This window comes from Cryobacterium luteum, assembly GCF_900110125.1.
Taxonomy (GTDB): domain Bacteria; phylum Actinomycetota; class Actinomycetes; order Actinomycetales; family Microbacteriaceae; genus Cryobacterium; species Cryobacterium luteum.
Genome location: NZ_FOCN01000003.1, coordinates 284,725 through 299,866 on the forward strand (window position 1 = coordinate 284,725; position 15,142 = coordinate 299,866).

19 protein-coding genes and 2 pseudogenes are annotated in these 15,142 nt (G+C 62.4%); 10 read left to right on the top strand and 11 right to left on the bottom strand.

The genetic code is table 11. The features are described from left to right. Window positions 1-440 precede the first annotated feature (440 nt). Window positions 441-965: an SRPBCC family protein gene (locus tag BMW72_RS05610; RefSeq protein WP_092108113.1), complete on the bottom strand. Its 525-nt coding sequence runs from the start codon at window positions 963-965 to the stop codon at window positions 441-443. Window positions 966-1,074: 109 nt separating this feature from the next. On the opposite strand from BMW72_RS05610, the gene BMW72_RS05615 reads away from it, so the two are divergent. After that, the gene (locus tag BMW72_RS05615; RefSeq protein ID WP_092108115.1) at window positions 1,075-1,551 is read left to right on the top strand and encodes a winged helix-turn-helix transcriptional regulator; all 477 of its coding nucleotides are present in this window, start codon (window positions 1,075-1,077) and stop codon (window positions 1,549-1,551) included. 335 nt (window positions 1,552-1,886) lie between these two features. On the opposite strand, the gene BMW72_RS19210 is transcribed toward BMW72_RS05615, so the two are convergent. The 3 genes from BMW72_RS19210 to BMW72_RS05625 form a co-directional block, all read right to left on the bottom strand. Further along, entirely contained in the window at window positions 1,887-2,129 is a 243-nt protein-coding gene (locus BMW72_RS19210) for a hypothetical protein (RefSeq protein WP_241984078.1), read from the bottom strand. Between the two features lie 100 nt (window positions 2,130-2,229). Continuing rightward, a complete protein-coding gene (locus BMW72_RS19660) occupies window positions 2,230-2,526 on the bottom strand; it encodes a maleylpyruvate isomerase N-terminal domain-containing protein (RefSeq protein ID WP_241984077.1) in 297 nt (98 codons plus the stop codon). 64 nt (window positions 2,527-2,590) lie between these two features. Continuing rightward, a complete protein-coding gene (locus BMW72_RS05625; protein ID WP_092108117.1) occupies window positions 2,591-3,262 on the bottom strand; it encodes a winged helix-turn-helix transcriptional regulator in 672 nt (223 codons plus the stop codon). Between the two features lie 52 nt (window positions 3,263-3,314). On the opposite strand from BMW72_RS05625, the gene BMW72_RS05630 reads away from it, so the two are divergent. The 3 genes from BMW72_RS05630 (at window position 3,315) to BMW72_RS05640 (ending at window position 5,021) form a co-directional block, all read left to right on the top strand. Continuing rightward, a complete protein-coding gene (locus BMW72_RS05630) occupies window positions 3,315-3,965 on the top strand; it encodes a maleylpyruvate isomerase family mycothiol-dependent enzyme (protein WP_092108119.1) in 651 nt (216 codons plus the stop codon). After that, window positions 3,965-4,258, top strand: a complete 294-nt coding sequence (locus BMW72_RS05635) for a DUF1905 domain-containing protein (RefSeq protein WP_092108121.1) — start codon at window positions 3,965-3,967, stop codon at window positions 4,256-4,258. The genes BMW72_RS05630 and BMW72_RS05635 overlap by 1 nt, the downstream gene beginning before the upstream one ends. A gap of 235 nt (window positions 4,259-4,493) precedes the next feature. Beyond that, the gene (locus tag BMW72_RS05640) at window positions 4,494-5,021 is read left to right on the top strand and encodes an NAD(P)-dependent oxidoreductase (RefSeq protein ID WP_241984076.1); all 528 of its coding nucleotides are present in this window, start codon (window positions 4,494-4,496) and stop codon (window positions 5,019-5,021) included. Window positions 5,022-5,127: 106 nt separating this feature from the next. Here the strand turns inward: BMW72_RS05640 and BMW72_RS05645 are convergent, their stop codons facing one another. Continuing rightward, the gene (locus BMW72_RS05645; RefSeq protein ID WP_198410934.1) at window positions 5,128-6,432 is read right to left on the bottom strand and encodes an MFS transporter; all 1,305 of its coding nucleotides are present in this window, start codon (window positions 6,430-6,432) and stop codon (window positions 5,128-5,130) included. On the opposite strand from BMW72_RS05645, the gene BMW72_RS05650 reads away from it, so the two are divergent. Continuing rightward, on the top strand, window positions 6,433-6,795 hold the full coding sequence (locus tag BMW72_RS05650; RefSeq protein ID WP_092108123.1) for a MerR family transcriptional regulator: 363 nt from the start codon (window positions 6,433-6,435) through the stop codon (window positions 6,793-6,795). A gap of 145 nt (window positions 6,796-6,940) precedes the next feature. Here the strand turns inward: BMW72_RS05650 and BMW72_RS19665 are convergent, their stop codons facing one another. Further along, window positions 6,941-7,405, bottom strand: coding sequence for a MerR family transcriptional regulator (locus tag BMW72_RS19665; protein ID WP_425266243.1), 465 nt, complete (start codon window positions 7,403-7,405; stop codon window positions 6,941-6,943). Here BMW72_RS19665 and BMW72_RS05660 point away from each other — a divergent pair. Then, entirely contained in the window at window positions 7,404-8,120 is a 717-nt protein-coding gene (locus tag BMW72_RS05660) for an aminotransferase class IV (RefSeq protein ID WP_241984075.1), read from the top strand. The two genes, BMW72_RS19665 and BMW72_RS05660, sit on opposite strands and share 2 nt — an antisense overlap. A gap of 236 nt (window positions 8,121-8,356) precedes the next feature. Here BMW72_RS05660 and BMW72_RS05665 read toward each other — a convergent pair whose 3' ends face one another. Further along, window positions 8,357-9,118 carry a hypothetical protein gene (locus BMW72_RS05665; RefSeq protein WP_134360208.1) on the bottom strand — a complete coding sequence of 254 codons (762 nt, stop codon included), beginning with the start codon at window positions 9,116-9,118 and terminating at the stop codon, window positions 8,357-8,359. A 281-nt stretch (window positions 9,119-9,399) separates the two neighbouring features. Next, window positions 9,400-9,864: a hypothetical protein gene (locus BMW72_RS05670; protein ID WP_092108127.1), complete on the bottom strand. Its 465-nt coding sequence runs from the start codon at window positions 9,862-9,864 to the stop codon at window positions 9,400-9,402. Between the two features lie 209 nt (window positions 9,865-10,073). Here BMW72_RS05670 and BMW72_RS05675 point away from each other — a divergent pair. Further along, window positions 10,074-10,343, top strand: a pseudogene (locus tag BMW72_RS05675) (DUF6112 family protein). A 228-nt stretch (window positions 10,344-10,571) separates the two neighbouring features. Then, window positions 10,572-12,035, top strand: a complete 1,464-nt coding sequence (locus tag BMW72_RS05680) for an SCO6880 family protein (RefSeq protein WP_092108129.1) — start codon at window positions 10,572-10,574, stop codon at window positions 12,033-12,035. 6 nt (window positions 12,036-12,041) lie between these two features. Here the strand turns inward: BMW72_RS05680 and BMW72_RS05685 are convergent, their stop codons facing one another. The 3 genes from BMW72_RS05685 to BMW72_RS05695 all read right to left on the bottom strand — a co-directional run bounded on the left by BMW72_RS05685 (window position 12,042) and on the right by BMW72_RS05695 (window position 13,619). Then, a complete protein-coding gene (locus tag BMW72_RS05685; RefSeq protein WP_092108131.1) occupies window positions 12,042-12,728 on the bottom strand; it encodes a cation efflux transmembrane domain-containing protein in 687 nt (228 codons plus the stop codon). Then, entirely contained in the window at window positions 12,725-13,078 is a 354-nt protein-coding gene (cmtR, locus tag BMW72_RS05690) for a Cd(II)/Pb(II)-sensing metalloregulatory transcriptional regulator CmtR (protein WP_092108133.1), read from the bottom strand. Before cmtR ends, BMW72_RS05685 begins: the two co-directional genes overlap by 4 nt. 229 nt (window positions 13,079-13,307) lie before the next feature. After that, window positions 13,308-13,619 (bottom strand): hypothetical protein, encoded by a 312-nt coding sequence (locus BMW72_RS05695; protein WP_092108135.1) that lies wholly within the window; start codon window positions 13,617-13,619, stop codon window positions 13,308-13,310. Between the two features lie 145 nt (window positions 13,620-13,764). On the opposite strand from BMW72_RS05695, the gene BMW72_RS05700 reads away from it, so the two are divergent. Together BMW72_RS05700 and BMW72_RS05705 are read left to right on the top strand one after the other, a co-directional pair. Then, window positions 13,765-14,166 (top strand): hypothetical protein, encoded by a 402-nt coding sequence (locus tag BMW72_RS05700; RefSeq protein WP_134450467.1) that lies wholly within the window; start codon window positions 13,765-13,767, stop codon window positions 14,164-14,166. 23 nt (window positions 14,167-14,189) lie between these two features. After that, window positions 14,190-15,050: pseudogene (locus tag BMW72_RS05705) on the top strand (ATP-binding protein); the annotation flags it as partial. Between the last annotated feature and the right edge of the window lie 92 nt (window positions 15,051-15,142).

Here is a 15,142-nt window from a genome sequence, read left to right on the forward strand (position 1 = left end):
AACGGCGGAGAACGCCTCTTCGATCACTGCTGTGACGGTTGCACGCGGTCTACGATATCGCGCAACATATCGACCTCGATCCGTAGCGCACTGGGTCCCTGCGGGGTGAGCCTCACCCATGTGCGGGCTCGTCTGCCGTCGTATCCCCGTCGGGGCACTACGCATTCGAGTTGCGTCGAGGCCCGTGAGATTCGCATTGCGCTCAGTATTGAGGGCAGGCCCGCATGAGCCGATTTGTCGGGCGGAACGCGGTCTCCGTCAACGCGAACTCGCACGCCTCTTTCCACCGCAGATCAAACGTGGATCTCCGTCCTGAGGGTGTTCATGGTGCGGAATATATCGGAACCGGGCCGATGCCCTGGGCCAGCACGATGCGGCCCCCGCGGACTGACGTTGCTGAGGCCCGGCAGTGATTGCTACTGCCGGGCCTCAGATTCGCGTCAGTTTGCGTTGTTCGCGAGCCTGGCTGCCTCGGCCACCTGATGGTGCAGCTCTGCGTGATCGGCGGCGGTGAGCGCCTCGTCGCCATCAAATGAGTACGGCTTGCCTTCCCCGGTTTCGATGAACGCCTTGAGACTACCGTTCACGAACATGCCCCACGCGTTCGAGCACACGTCGTAGCACTCGTCCTCGGGCTCGAGGCCCTCGTGAGTGAAGGTGACCCGCGTTCCGCCGTCGGCCTCCTCGATGTCGAACCGGACGGTCGTGCCGTTCCACTCCTGCTTGTCGACGGTGAAGTCGAGGTAGCTGCCCGTGACGAGCCATGCGATGCGTCTTGCCGGTTCGATATCGGTGACCCGGAATCCGCTGTAGTGCAGCCCGGGGACGACGTAGACGAACTCGTCGCCGACGGCGGTGGTCGAGCCGGTGATCCGCCCCCACCACCCGGGGACGTCGTTGATCGCGTCGAACGCCTTTTGCGGCGTGGCATCCACGGTGATCGTCGTCGTGAAGTTCGCGTTCATTTCTCTGCTCCTTTGCGTGCCTCCCTCGGCGGAGAGGTCTCCTGAACTTGCTTGATGCAAGTGAGTGTAACCCCAGAAACTTGCATCATGCAAGTGGTAGAGTCGAGCCATGTTGGGGAAGGCTTATGACACGCAGGTGTGCTCGATCGCGCGATCACTCGAGCTCGTCGGCGAGCGGTGGAGTCTGCTCATCATCCGCGACGCCTTGTTCGCTCGGGTGACGCGCTTCGGCGACTTCCAGCACAACCTCGGGATCGCGACCAACGTGCTCACCTCGCGGCTGGATTCGTTCGTCGCGAGCGGCATCATGGAGCGCGAAGGTTCTGCCGACTACATCCTCACGACAAAGGGGCGCGCACTCGCGGTCGCGCTCATCGCCCTCACCGAGTGGGGAAACGCCTGGGCGTCCCCCATCGAACCACCGATCCTGTACCGACACGCCGCCTGCGGTGACGGCGCGGTGCACGCGGTCGCGACTTGTGAGACGTGCGGCATCGTGCCGGCGGAGGAGGTCGCCGTCCGCATCGGTCCCGGCATGCCGGCCGACTACCTCGCCGGGCGACGCGGAGGAACCCGCGCGGGTTGATCGAATCCCGCGGCCGCTGGGACTCGTCACGGAGAACCCACTCTCTCACCCTCGTCCCGCAAGCCGGACGTCGAACGCGACAGATCTGGGGCCAAAGCATCTGGCGGCCGAGTGCGCCGACGTTGTGTCACAGGGGGACCTCACCGGGACGAACGCTGGTGACCACTGTGGGACCTACTGCGCGACGCGACACCTGCGCGACCGCGCTGGCTTTCCCGACAAGGTGGCGCCCAGTGGGGCGATTTCTGCTTCTTCCGCGGCGATTCAGATGACCTCGACACTTTCGCGTCGATTTCCAGCCTTCGGGGTCGGACTGGTGGGGCCTCCAGGGTTGGTCAGTGGTTGCGGAGGCGCTCCGTGAGGATGGCCACGCCTGACCCGGTGAGGTTGTGCAGGTGTGCGGCGCGTCCCGCCATCACCATGACGAGGTCGAGGACCGGACCGGACCGGACCGGACACCTCTGGCCCAACACCGTGGCAAAAGGGGAGTTGGTCGCACTCAGGGCGATCCCCTTGGCGGTCGTGTGTGACGCCACGGCGAAGTCTCTGGCTGCGTAGTTCTCGGCTACGAATGTCACGGTGTCCACCTGCGGTGTCGTTGTGATGCCGAGTGGTCTTCGAATGTCAGCGCCGTGCACGATGACCTCGCCGAGCCATGCCCAAGTCGCGTTGGAGGGTTCAATGCGGTTGGGGATTGCAGCTGTGAAGTGTTGACGGGGAGCCGCCGAGGTGTTCGTCGAGTCGGCGGCGATTGTGCAAGTCGGCGTTGAATCTGGACCCGATTATGCTGCGCAGCCAGCGCCACCTGCCGATGGAGGCGGCGGCGGTGAGGTGGGCGAGAGTCTCCTCCACGGTCCAAGATCCGCATTGGGCTTGTGTGCGGCAGTCGCGCTCGGTAAGGGTGCCGAGGTCAGCGGCCAGTCGTTCTCGTTCTTGACCGATCGCCGACCACTGTCGGTCCTTGATCCAGTCCATCCGCGACCCCCGTCTTGTTATGAAAAGTGATTTGTACTACTTCAGTAGCAGCTTGGCTGCCGTCCTACAACTTCGTGGCATCCACCAACATTTGGACCGCGTGTTGGTGGCCCGTGATCGCGATGTCGTCTTCACTTTCAAGGGATGCTCCGCCAATGATGACCGCTTTCCATGCCCTGGTGGTGCTGTTCACAACCGCGTCGACGGCGCCGACGACGGTAGTCTTCGTAACCGTAGAACCTGTGGTTGTCATCGTGGCCAGGTACTCCACGGGCTCCCGCTCGGAGTCGCGCGAGTCGCTCAGCTTCAGGGCAACACTGCTCTCTGGCCCACCTTCGGGCAATCGGCGTGCGTGCGCCCGCATTGCCAGCACGAGGGTGTCGGGTCCCATGTCAGCCTCGAACGGCAGACGAGGAGATTGGGCAGCCCATATTGACAGTGCGGTATTGACGGCTTCCAGACCGCGTCCCCACTCTGAGAGGCCATAGACCATCACCCTCGCCGGTGCCGGCAGTGAGGTCCGCATGACAATGCCGGTTTCTTCGAGGTCCTGCAGCCGATGCGTGAGCACGGCCGGACCGATACCCGGGATGTCGCGTTGGAGGTCGAGAAAGCGTTTGGGCCCCAGCAGCAGCTCCCGCACCACGATGAAGGCCCATCTCTCCCCGATCAAGTCAAGGGCATGCGCCGATGCACATCCGTCGTTATAGGAACCATAGGACCTTCTCGCAGCCATGCTCCCATATTACTACTTGCAAAGGAGTGTACACTACTAAAACAATAGCGACATGGCGAATCCATCCAGCTCTGAAATCTGGTCTGTTGTCCATGACGAGCGCCAGTCACTGGTCGACGACCTCAAATCGCTCGAAACGAACAAGTGGTGCACGCCGTCACTGTGTCCTGGTTGGGATGTCCACGACGTTCTGGCTCACCTCCTCGATTCAGCCAAGACCACCCGCCTAAGCTTCCTGCGTCGCATGGTGGCGGCTGGTCTTGACTTTGATCGTGACAACGCCGTCGGGATCACGCGGGAGAAGGCGACAGCTGCCGAAGACACATTGAGCGCGTTCAGGGCAGTATGCGCCCACACCACCACACCCCCGGCGGCCTTGGCCACTCGATTGGTAGAGGCTTTCGTGCATGGTGAAGACATACGTCGCCCCCTCAAGATCGGTCGCAATTACCCGCCAGTGCATGTCGCCGAGGCACTCGCCTACCAGGTGAAGACAAGCGTCAAGATAGGCGGCGGTAAGGAGCCGGCTCAGGGGTGGCACCTGATCGCCACCGACGCACCTTTCGAGCACGGAGCCGGCCCTAAGGTTTACGGCCCCGCCATCGCTCTCCTGCTCGCTGTGTCGGGCAGACCCGTCGGAGCTGATGAACTCACCGGGCCTGGAGCCCACAGCTTTGTGACAGAAGCAAGCGAGGAATCGTAATGACAACCCCCGAACACCCCGACCAGACACTCGATGTCACGTTCACGGCCACGGTCATCGCCCATTCCAACAGCGGCTGGCCCTGCGTCCAGATAGCCGACTCCGCCGAATTCTTCGGCACCGGCAAAGCGGTCAAAATTAGTGGCACCGTCGACGGACACCCATACGAAGCCACGATGCTACCCGTCGGTGGTGGCATACACATGATGCCGCTACGAGCGGCGTTCCGGAAGCTTCTCGCGAAGAGCGTGGGCGACGACGTTACCGTGCACCTGAACGCCCGGCTCGCGTGAACGTTCACTAAACAAAGCATCCCCTTCGAAACAGGAGAACTTGATGAAAAACACGATCATCGGCGCCAATCCCCGAGCGTCCATCTTGGACGCGCCCGGAGTACGCCTGTGGTACAAAATCCGCGGGCGGGGACCGCGATGCCCCCACTCGACCAGCTTCTGCCGGATCGAGATGTTCAACGCGCCGTCCCCGAGGCATTGCCGTAGATCACATGACCGCCGCTTCGATCCGAGGATGCCACACGTAGTCCCGCCACAACAAGATTCCGCCCGCAAGAGGAACCCTGACTGGAACGATGTTTTGTCGGTTGTGGCTGGAGTGGATGCCGTGTTGAGCACTGTTGGAATCGGGTCATCAAAGACTCCCACGACGTTGTACTCGGAAGGCACACGAAACCTGCTCGACGGGATAAGCAAGCACGGGGTTCAACGAATCGTAATCATATCGCCAGGAGTCGCCGAACACTGGGCCCATCAGGGGCCGCTCAAGCTTTGGGTTGCGCTTCCGTTGCTGCAGAAATTCCTCGGCGCAACATACGACGATATGCGCCGCATGGACGTCGTGCTCTGGGAAAGCCACGCGCGGTGGACGGCAATTGGTGCACAACGAATCAGGACCGCACCTGGCAAGGGTAAATGCCGACTCGCTGGCCAACCGCTACCGCGCGGGTGGGTGATCACAGAAGCAGACATGGCAACCGCAATGCTAGACATCATTGAACGCGATGACCTGAGTGGACTACACATCTACATCGCCAACTAGAGAACGCGACATAGGCCGAAATGTAGAAAATCAATACCGGAAGGCGCTTACGGATTGTCCCTTAGGGGAACCATGAACGGACCGCTTGCAGGTGTCACTATTGCCATTATGAGCGGACTGCCGCCCTTCCCTGGGGGATGCTGCTCTTGGCACGCGCCGTTTGAGTGGGAATCCGGACGGCCACGGCACTTAGGATGAGGCCAAGCACGGTGAACCCGGCGCCAGCAAATCCGCCCCAACGCATCATCCCGGTTGCAACTGCGACCCCTCCGAGTGCGGCACCTATGGCGTTGGCCAGATTGAACGCTCCGACGTTCACCGCAAGCGCTAATGACGGTGCGGCGGCGGCATGACGCATAACGAGGGATTGCAAGGGTGCGATCGTAGCGGTCGACAGCAACCCCAGCATCACGACCAGGGCCACCATAGCGGTCGGTATTTCAGCGGCCAGCGGGAACACGAAAAGGGTAATGATGAGGGCAATGAAGACTCCAGTTAGAGTGCGACCGAGTGCCCGATCAGCTAGGCGTCCTGCTACGAGGTTGCCGACGACCCCGCCGATGCCATAGGCCATCAGCAGTACCGGTATGGCGCCTGCGACGATGCCTGTCACGTCAGTCAGGAGCGGTACGAGGTAAGTAAACACGATGCCTACTCCTGCGAATCCGACTACGGTGGTCGACACGGCCAATAATACCGGCTTCCGCAGTAGCGCTCGGATCTCATCGACGATGCCTGTTGTGGGCGCTGGGGTGCGGGGCATCGCCCACGCCAGCAGCAACAAGCCAATGAGTGCGACGCCAGCGATCACAACAAACGGAAGCCGCCAATTCGTGCCTCCGCCTAGCAGCACTCCTAACGGCACCCCCAGCACAGTGGCCAGGGTCAATCCGGAGGTCACGATTGCGACGGCCTGCCCGGACTTCGCTGGCCCCATCGCTTTGGTCGCGGTGATCAGACCGATTGCAAACAGTGTTGCCTGGCTGCAGGCGGAAACGACGCGTCCGATCATGACCCAACCGAACGCGGGGGCGATTACAGTCAGCGTGGTACCGGCGATGAATACGACGGCTAGACCCAGTGCCAGTCCTTTTCGCGGCAGGCGAGCAGTGAGCACGGTGATGATTGGTCCGCCGATAGCTACCCCGAGTGCGTAGGCGGTGACCGTCTGGCCTGCGGTGGCGATATCGACCGACAAGTCGACGGCAAAAAGAGGCAGCATGCCTGCGACGAGATACTCTGCCGTGCCAGTGCAAAACACCAACAGCACGAATCCGGTCAGCACGACTGCCGGGCGTGCAGCACGGTCAAGTGGGGGACTTCGAAGGACGAATTTTTCATTGTTCACTCTGATAGCATCAACTCTCACATCAATGAGAAGGCAAGCTCGCCGATAGGAGTCGCTGGTCACGTGCGAATTTCTGAAGTTGCTGGACGCTCTGGAGTGCCTGCCAGGCTGCTTCGTTACTACGAAGAACAGGGCCTCCTCAACCCGCTGCGCAATCCATCGGGATACCGCGACTATACGGATCAAGATATCGAACTCGTTCGCCGGATCCGCCACTTGCTTAATGCCGGGCTCAGCACAGCGACGATCCGAACGGTGTTGCCCTGCCTGACAGACCGAGCAGGACGCCTGGCTCCAATCTGCACCGACCTCATTGAGGACCTCAAACGCGAACAAATTCGCATTGAAGCCTCCATCGACACCCTCAAGCAATCCCGTGATGCCATCGAGGAAGTCATCGCCGCCGGCGTGTCCCTGTCCGGATGATGAGCTTTGCGGCGCGCTCGCTAGCGAAAAGTCGCGCGCCCCGAGGACATGTCCGCGGTATGCCCCATTTTGAGACGACGCAGAATCACCCCATTCCTCGCTGGGCTCTACTGCGTCGCCGGGACTGCCCAGCGACGTGACGACATCATCCGAACAGACCTGGAAGGGCTTCGCAAGGCGCTTTGCCTTCGGCTCGGGCAGGATGGCGGGCATCTGGACCCGAGTTGATGAGGGCTTCGAGGCCTTCTCGAGTGCTCACGAGGTCTGCGATACGCGCGTCATAGGCCTTCAGGTGCTCCACTAGGACCGGCGTCGCACATGGCTCGAGGCGTCCTGGCTCGGAGACGCAGTCGATGAGTTCCAGAATCGTGCGGGTCGGCAGCCCAACGCCCAGGAGAGAACGGATGGCGCGCACTCTTTCCACCGCAGCCGGGTCGAAAAGCCGCTGGCCCGAAGCAGACCGGTCGGCGGCCAAGAGACCTCTACTTTGGTAGTACCGGAGAAGCCGCGGCCCGACTCCGGTGAGCGCCGACAACTCGCCAATGCGAAGCATTTCGTGCGGAGCAGGCTTTGCCTCTGACACTAATGTCACCTCATACCCTTCAGTCATGACAGGTTCACTGACACTCCTCAACGGTACAACTGCCACGGCTGAGGAATTAGCCCCACTAGCATTTGCGGGCTTTGCTCACTTCACGGCGATGCAGGTCCACGATCGATCAGTACGCGGTCTGGACCTGCAACTCAAGCGGCTCCGTGATGCCAGCGACGCGATGTTTGGCAGGCACCTTCCGGATGCCCAAATTGTGGACTATCTCCGTGAGGCACTCAGCGCAGCACCCGAGGACGCATCGTTGGCGCTTTTCATCACGTCGTCCCCGGGAGAGTTCGTAGCTCCTCGCTCGAAAGTGCATCTGCATGTGCTGACCAGAATCACCGACGCTGCCACGGTTCCCCCGGAACCGTTGGCCTTGGACGTTGTTGCCCACCAGCGCGACCTGCCCCAAGTCAAGCACGTCGGTGAAGTGGCCAAAACGCTGCTTCTTCGTCAGGCCATCACGCGGGGATTCGACGATGCCGTCTTTGAAGATTCTGAAGGACGACTGAGCGAAGCGACCATCAAGCGCTACTCGCCAGCCAATATCGCTAGGTACGACATGAAAGAGGCTCTTCTGCAGGAACTGAGGCTCCTGCGTGGCACCGTAGAACGAGGAGAGCAGGACGGTCTTGCCACTGCCGCTCTCCCCAAACACTGCAATGTGCTGCTCAAGCGTTCTTTTCAGTCCCAGATAGGGAGTCTAGAGGCTTGCTGTTCCTCTACTTAGTGACCTGAAATGCGCCTCGATCAGCGTCGGTATGAAGCCGGCGCCGGTTCAGAAAGGAAGTGTCAGCTGTGGTGGTGACTGCCGATAATGCTTCGCCAACTCCAGATTGCGTTGTTCGAAGTGACCTCCACGCGAAACATGCCAAGAACCCCGGAGCCTCATGGCTTCGGGGTTCTTGTTTTCTCGACGTCGACGACGCCTAGAGCGCGGGCATGGCCTGCTTCGCCGAGCAGAGGCTAAGAGAAGTAGCCACCGACGCCAAGGGCAAACGAGGGACAGTCAGCGCCGTAGAGTGGAGCGGAGAACGTAACCGAGCCGCCGTCCGAGATGTCCCCATCTTGTTCAGCAAAGTCGGTGAACTGCGAAATTAGGTTGTCACCGTCGAAGCAGTAAATGCCGACGCTGTAAGGGCCGGTGGCCTCGGCACCGGTCTCGTTTGTCGCAGCGCCCACGATGGAATCTCCCACCAGATTCACTTCAGTGACCTTAAAAGGTGCGGTGTTGTACGAGCTGGTATCCACGGGGCTGGAGTTCACCGTGAATTCGAACTCAGCGCCGTCAGCAACTGCGGCACTGTTATCGAAATAGATGTAAGCCAACCCGACCTCACCCGGCTGTACTTGGTCGGGGATTGTCCCTTGGCTACTACCCGTCGCGACGATAGAACCGCCGGTGCGTGCCGTTGCGCTCCAGTCGACGTGCGAAATACCGTCGCTTGTGTTGTTCCTGAACGCAAAGATCAGGCTCCCACTGTCCCTGTCGAGCGGGCCAACCTGAACCACCGATACCTCGCTGGCCTCGCCGTCGGGGAAGTTGGGTTGCGCCGTCCCACCGAGCAAACCGCTTGCATTGAACGGCAACGATTCGACCGTGACAGCCTTTTCTACCGGTATCGAAGTTGTATTCGAATCCCCCTCAGCCGCAACATCAGACGAGCTACAGGAAGTGAGCAGGAGCACAGCAGCAAGGACGACCGCCAGACGCAATGGATTCTTCATAAGCGCCAGCCTAGCGGCTCGTCTTACCTCGGCTCATATCGTGATATTCCTCAACAGTCACACCAACTACGTCAACGCAATTAGAAGGAGCGCTCTAATCCTGCTCAGGAGAACACGCCAGGCCAAGTTCGCCAGACCGTCTGAAAGAACTTTCTGCATCGACCATCCGGCAGTTCGACAGTTCGACAGTTCGACAGTTCGACAGTTCGACAGTTCGACAGTTCGACAGGATAGCGAGCGCCAAGTCAACGAAAACGTGTCGCCCGCTACATGTTCGAACGTTACTGGCGGCTCATCTCAACAGTCATGGTGACACCCATTGCCGTGAGGTCGTAGGAGAGCACGTCATTGTCAAAGGTAAAGGCTTTTGCCGTGTCGCCGGAGGCCATCAAGGCGGTCTCCATCTGCGCGACGTCACCCTGTGAGTCCCATGCGTACGACTCGGTGCCTTCGGTCGGCGCAACGAACGAACCGATCCAGTAGACCGCCTTTGTCGAGTCAGATGCGGTCACCCAGTCGACGGTGATTTGCTCGCCCGTAATGGTTGCCGCCTGGTACGTATCAGCGCTGTTTGAATTTGTCTGCTTCCACTCGCCTGTCAGATCTAGCGGTTCGACAACGACCTCCGCAACGCTCTCCTCGCTCTGCGAAGAGGGGGTCGCGGCTTTGATATCGGCAGCGGGGGCAGAGCACCCGGTGAGTAGAAGGAGCGAGGCCGCGAACGGGATGATAAGGCGAAGTTTCATAATTGCAGTCTAGGAGTCGGGGCCGACGTCGAAACCCGTCACGGGTCATGACGCGAAGAGAAGAGTTCGATATCCACAAGTCTTGCCCTTGAGCGTCTCTGTACAGCCCGAGCCAGTCGCATAGCAAACTCACGTCACGACGCGACCATGCGCGGGGACCCGGTGCGCTCCTCCCTGTCGGACGCATCAAACGACACAGGGCGCCACCGATGATCGACATCAACCCGAACGGCGCGGGCTTTCCCGGCGTCGAGCAGCTGCGCGTCACCGTCGGCGCGGTCATGACCATCGGCCTCGTGCTCAGCGTGCTCGTCCTCATCGTCGCGGCGATGGTCTGATGGTTCGGCGCCAACTCCTCCAACCCGCACCTCGCCTCCCGCGGCAAGACCGGCGTGATGGTGGCCTGCGGCGCAGCGATCATCTGCGGCGCCGCCGTCACCCTCGTCAACTTCTTCTGGAAAGTCGGCCAGTCCGTCTGACCCTGCGACGACGCGAGGCTACCGATGAGCGTGTGCGATGTGCCGGTCTTAGCCTCGATCCACCGGTCCGCCTTGAGTGAGCGTGGTCGCACAGAAAGCGGATGCCCACACCCAATCCGCCGGCAACGCCAGCGCCCCGAGCGCGCCGGCATCCAAGCAGACACGACCACCGGCATCAGCCTCACCGCAAGAACTGCCAGCCGGTCGAAAAATCAAGGACGCGTAGCCGTGGACACTCACACGAACCGCGCCGACTACCGCCTCGCCCCGGTGCAGTTCTCGCGACTGACCAAGCGAGGAGTGCTGCTGGGTTTGTCGGTGCCGCAGCTCGTGGCGCTGTCGATAGGCACGCTCACCATCGTCACCGCGCTCTACACGACGGGCGCCTTGGGTGTCGCGTGGACGAGCCCGATCTGGGGTACCGCGGCGGTGATCGCGGGTATCCCGATCGGCGGGCGCAAGATCGTCGAGTGGATGCCGGTGGTCACGCGGTGGGCGTGGAGATCGGGACATGAGCAGCTGACCTACCGGCGCCGCGTAATCCGCCCGCGCCCGGTGGGAACCTTGTCGCGGCCGGGCGATGCGGCCGCCCTGCGCGAGTGGAACGATCCCGAGTCGGGCGCGGTGATGATCCACGACCCGCACGCGCAAACCCTCACCGCGATCGTCGCGGTGTCCCACCCGGCGTTCGCGTTGCTCGACCCGGACGAGCAGCATCGGCGCGTGGTGGGGTGGGGGCGCGTGCTGGCCGGAGCCTGCCGATCGGGGCGGATCGCACGGCTGCAAGTGTCCGAGCGCACCCTGCCCGACTCCGGAACAAGACTAGCCGAGTGGTGGAAGGGGCACGGCATCAACGACGAAAGTTGGGCCGCCAACACCTACCGCGACCTCATCGAGCGGGCAGGACCCGCCGGTGAACGCCACGCCACGACAATCGCACTCTCCCTCGACCTCACTGCGGCCTCCCGACACGTGCGCACACAGGGCGGCGGCATGCGCGGCGCGGCGACGGTGCTGCGGCAGGAAATGACAGCCCTGACCGGAGCGCTGCGCGCCGCGGACCTCACGGTCGGCGGCTGGCTCACCGCCGACGAGCTCGCGGTCGTGCTGCGAACCGCGTATGACCCGGCCATCGGAGTCGACCTGGAGCGGCATCCGCTGGTCGGGCGGTCACTGGCCACGGCCGGACCAGTCGCCGTCGCCGAGAGCTGGGATCACCTCCGCACCGACAGCGCGTTTCATGCGGTGTTGTGGATCAGTGAGTGGCCCAGGTCGCAGGTATTCCCCGGTTTTCTCTCACCCCTCGTCTTCACCAACGGCATCCTGCGCACGGTATCGCTGCACTACCTGCCCGTGCGCGCCGACCAGGCCGCGCGCGACCTGCGCACGAAGAAGACCGAGCTGATCAGCGACGCCCACCAACGCACCCGCATTGGCCAAATAGAGGATGCCGGCGCCACCGCCGAGTACGACGACCTACTGCACCAGGAGGCCGACCTCACCGCCGGGCACGGCGTGCTGCGCACCACCGGGCTCATCTGCGTTACCGCGCCCACCGTCGACGAGCTCGACGCCGCGGTGGCGTCGATCGAGCAGGCTGCGATCCAGGCATCCTGCGAGACACGGCGGCTCGTCGGGCAGCAGGCGCAGGCGTTTACAGCGGCGGCGTTGCCGCTGTGCCGGAGCGTGTGAGGTGTTTCAGGAGCAGTCTTCGTGGTCGGCTTCGCGTTCCCCGGTCAGAGCAGCCACGGGCACATTACAGGCTTCGCCGCGCCACGCCTCGAGGCCTTCCCTGACGGCGAAGACCACGATCACGAGGGCTGCGACCGAGTCTGCCCATGCCCAACCGAAAAGGGTATTCAGCAGCAGCCCGATTAGCAGAGCTGCGGAGAGATAGGAGCAGATCAGGGTTTGCTTCGAGTCAGCGACCGCCGAGGCTGAGCCCAGCTCCCGGCCGGCGCGACGTTCGGCGAAGCTCAGAAAGGGCATCACTAGAAGACTGACCGCGGCCAGCACAATGCCGACCGTACTGTGTTCCGCTTCCCGAACACCGAACAAGGACAGCCCGGCATCGACGGTCACGTACGCTGCGAGAGCGAAGAACGCCCACGCAATGACTCGCAGCGCGGTCTTCTCCCGCGTCTCTGGATCAGGAACTGCGAACTGCCATGCCACCGCGGCCGCGGAGAGGACCTCAACGACAGAGTCGAGGCCAAAACCGATGAGGGCCGCTGAGGACGCCACACTCCCGGCCGCGATCGCAATGATCGCTTCGATGATGTTGTAGGCAATTGTCGCCGCGACGATCCACCGAATCCGGCGACGGAGAACCTGCGTTCGGTCAGGCTGGATCGCAACCACTCGGTCGCCAGCGGGAAGGCTCATACGTTAGTCCCGCAACAGAGCGGCACATCGCAGGCCTCATCGACGCAACCGAGACCGTCATCGACGGCGAGCACCACTTCCATCAAGGCGACCAAGGCCTTTGTCACGTGGGGATCCGCGATCTCATACCGAGTCGAGCGCCCCTCCGGAACGGCGACCACGATTCCGCAGCCTCTCAGGCAAGACAGATGATTCGACACGTTCGACCGCGACAGCTCTAGCTCGCGAGCCAACGCACCCGGATAGCCCGGCCCATCGAGCAGGGACAGCAGGATTCGAGATCTGGTGGGATCGGCCATCGCTCGACCCAACCGGTTCATCACGTCCACCCGAGAAGCAATAGTCAGCATGCACTGACATTACAGCAGGGGCTGACTGATCACCACCGGCCGGTAAGGGTGTGTCCCGTGCTTATGCAGCGCCATTTTCTAGTGCTGATCACGCCTAATTGGATCGGCCCGCAGCCGGAGTGCGACCCAAAGTCCGCACCGGCGGCAGATGTAGACGCTGTCGCTGAGGGCGTGCTGCTTGCGGCGGGGATAGATGCGACCGCAGCAGGAACAGGTGAATTCCGCGGCGCTATCCATAGGCGGCAAGTGCTGCTTCGATTTGCTGTTGGGTCGGAGCTCCGCCCATGCCGTTCGGCGTGAGATAGATCCGGCAGGCGAGATCGTTGGTGCGGCCGTCCGTGGGGAAGAGATCGACTCCGTCAACGAGGATCGTCGGTGATCCGGCAAAGGGCAAGCGTGCGGCCGTCTCGGCAGAATCGATCAGGGTCGACTTGACTGAAGTGTTGGTGGGCATCGTCTTCGCGGCGGCGCGCTGCAGGCGGAGAAGTGTTTCTCCCGAGTTCGGGCAGTCTGCAATGTGAAGCAGCTCTATCGTCGCCATGGATTTCTTTCTCTGAAGGGGCCATCGAGATCCGAATCGAACGACCGGCGCGGAGCCTCTTTCCCCAATTCTGTCACCGCAGTCGCCTGCCGCGTAGTCCACTGCGCACCTTCAATACGAAGCAAAAACGTGATTGGAGCGACGCATGGCTGGGTACGAAATCAGGAACCGCACATCTCGATGGTTCAGTGTGGCCTTCCTGCAGGGAGCTGAGGCCGACGCGGTGCTCGGCCTGATCGACCGAAGCGGAGCATCCGCTGCCTTCGATTACCTGCAGCCACGGGACCTCGGCGAGGCCACGACCGATGCCGCCCTCGAAAATGGATACGCCTACGACCGCATCCCGGCCGGTCGGACCGACCACATCATCGAGCATGACGGCTCGCCATATGCGCTGACCTACAGCCGGACGTACCGGTACGTTTCGCTGTTGCGGTGTCATCCGCTTGCATCTGAATTGAAGCCAACCCGAAACTCTCCCCGTCGAGACGATATCTGGGCCGTCCCGCGATCAACGCGCCAGGCTGAGCGCACGGTCACGCTGTGAAAGACGCCGATGTAGCCGAGCGGATGCACACGGCCGCGCTGGTCGAGCCGCGCGGCGAGCTGCGCCGCGACCGTCGCCCCCGCCGACGCGAAGCTGCGAAGATCGAGGCGGATGCGCAGAAGGCCAAGACTCTCGCGGCCCGTATCCGCTGGCACGCCGCGCGCGACGAAGCACGATCGGGCTCCTACCTGCCCAAGGGCGGTGAGCCGGGTCCCGCTCAGCTGCGAACGCCCGGACGACTAAAGCTGCCCAAACACCAAGACACGACCGCGACGCTGTCCGGCCACTACCCGTTTCTCGCCAAAGCGGGACTCGGCTCCGCCGGCGTCTTCGTCGGGCAGGACCTCTACTCGGGCGGCTCCTTCGTCTACGACCCGTGGGTGCTCTACCAGCGCGGACTGATCACCGCGCCGAACGTCGTGCTGGCCGGCATCGTCGGCTCCGGCAAGTCGTCGTTGGCGAAGTCGCTCTACACGCGCTCGCTCCCCTTCGACCGGCGGGTCTACGTGCCGGGCGATCCGAAAGGCGAGCACACCGCAGTGGCCGAAGCCGTCGGCGGCAAAGCCATCATCCTCGGCCACGGACTGCGCAACCGGCTCAACCCGCTCGATGAAGGCCACAGGGCAGCATCCGTTTCGGATGTTGAGTGGTCGGCACAGCTGGCCGCCCGGCGTCGCGACCTAATCGGCGCCCTCGCCGAAACCGTGCTCGACCGACCACTCAGCCCGCTCGAGCACACCGCCATCGACCTCGCCCTGGCGGACGCCGTGCGCAGCGCCGAGGTGCCGATCCTGCCCATGGTGGTCGACCGCATCCTCTCCCCCAACCCCGAGGACGACGAGGGCCGCCTCGCCGCAGACGGACGCCTCGTCGGCCATGCACTAAGCCTCGATCCACCGGTCGAGTTGAGGTTGTGACGGCGCGTTAAATCGAGAATGCCTATCGGATCAGGAAAAATAGAACTTACTTAGGGTTC

What these genes read in the sequence shown, in the direction of transcription:
- BMW72_RS05610 (WP_092108113.1), bottom strand. Translation starts at nt 965, where the DNA reads ATGAACGCGAACTTCACGACGACGATCACCGTGGATGCCACGCCGCAA.
- BMW72_RS05660 (WP_241984075.1), top strand. Translation starts at nt 7,404, where the DNA reads ATGACAGGTTCACTGACACTCCTCAACGGTACAACTGCCACGGCTGAG.
- BMW72_RS05625 (WP_092108117.1), bottom strand. Translation starts at nt 3,262, where the DNA reads ATGGCTGCGAGAAGGTCCTATGGTTCCTATAACGACGGATGTGCATCG.
- BMW72_RS05685 (WP_092108131.1), bottom strand. Translation starts at nt 12,728, where the DNA reads ATGAGCCTTCCCGCTGGCGACCGAGTGGTTGCGATCCAGCCTGACCGA.
- BMW72_RS05700 (WP_134450467.1), top strand. Translation starts at nt 13,765, where the DNA reads ATGGCTGGGTACGAAATCAGGAACCGCACATCTCGATGGTTCAGTGTG.
- BMW72_RS05695 (WP_092108135.1), bottom strand. Translation starts at nt 13,619, where the DNA reads ATGGCGACGATAGAGCTGCTTCACATTGCAGACTGCCCGAACTCGGGA.
- cmtR (WP_092108133.1), bottom strand. Translation starts at nt 13,078, where the DNA reads ATGCTGACTATTGCTTCTCGGGTGGACGTGATGAACCGGTTGGGTCGA.
- BMW72_RS05630 (WP_092108119.1), top strand. Translation starts at nt 3,315, where the DNA reads ATGGCGAATCCATCCAGCTCTGAAATCTGGTCTGTTGTCCATGACGAG.
- BMW72_RS19660 (WP_241984077.1), bottom strand. Translation starts at nt 2,526, where the DNA reads ATGGACTGGATCAAGGACCGACAGTGGTCGGCGATCGGTCAAGAACGA.
- BMW72_RS05635 (WP_092108121.1), top strand. Translation starts at nt 3,965, where the DNA reads ATGACAACCCCCGAACACCCCGACCAGACACTCGATGTCACGTTCACG.
- BMW72_RS05670 (WP_092108127.1), bottom strand. Translation starts at nt 9,864, where the DNA reads ATGAAACTTCGCCTTATCATCCCGTTCGCGGCCTCGCTCCTTCTACTC.
- BMW72_RS05640 (WP_241984076.1), top strand. Translation starts at nt 4,494, where the DNA reads ATGCCACACGTAGTCCCGCCACAACAAGATTCCGCCCGCAAGAGGAAC.
- BMW72_RS05615 (WP_092108115.1), top strand. Translation starts at nt 1,075, where the DNA reads ATGTTGGGGAAGGCTTATGACACGCAGGTGTGCTCGATCGCGCGATCA.
- BMW72_RS19665 (WP_425266243.1), bottom strand. Translation starts at nt 7,405, where the DNA reads ATGACTGAAGGGTATGAGGTGACATTAGTGTCAGAGGCAAAGCCTGCT.
- BMW72_RS05665 (WP_134360208.1), bottom strand. Translation starts at nt 9,118, where the DNA reads ATGAAGAATCCATTGCGTCTGGCGGTCGTCCTTGCTGCTGTGCTCCTG.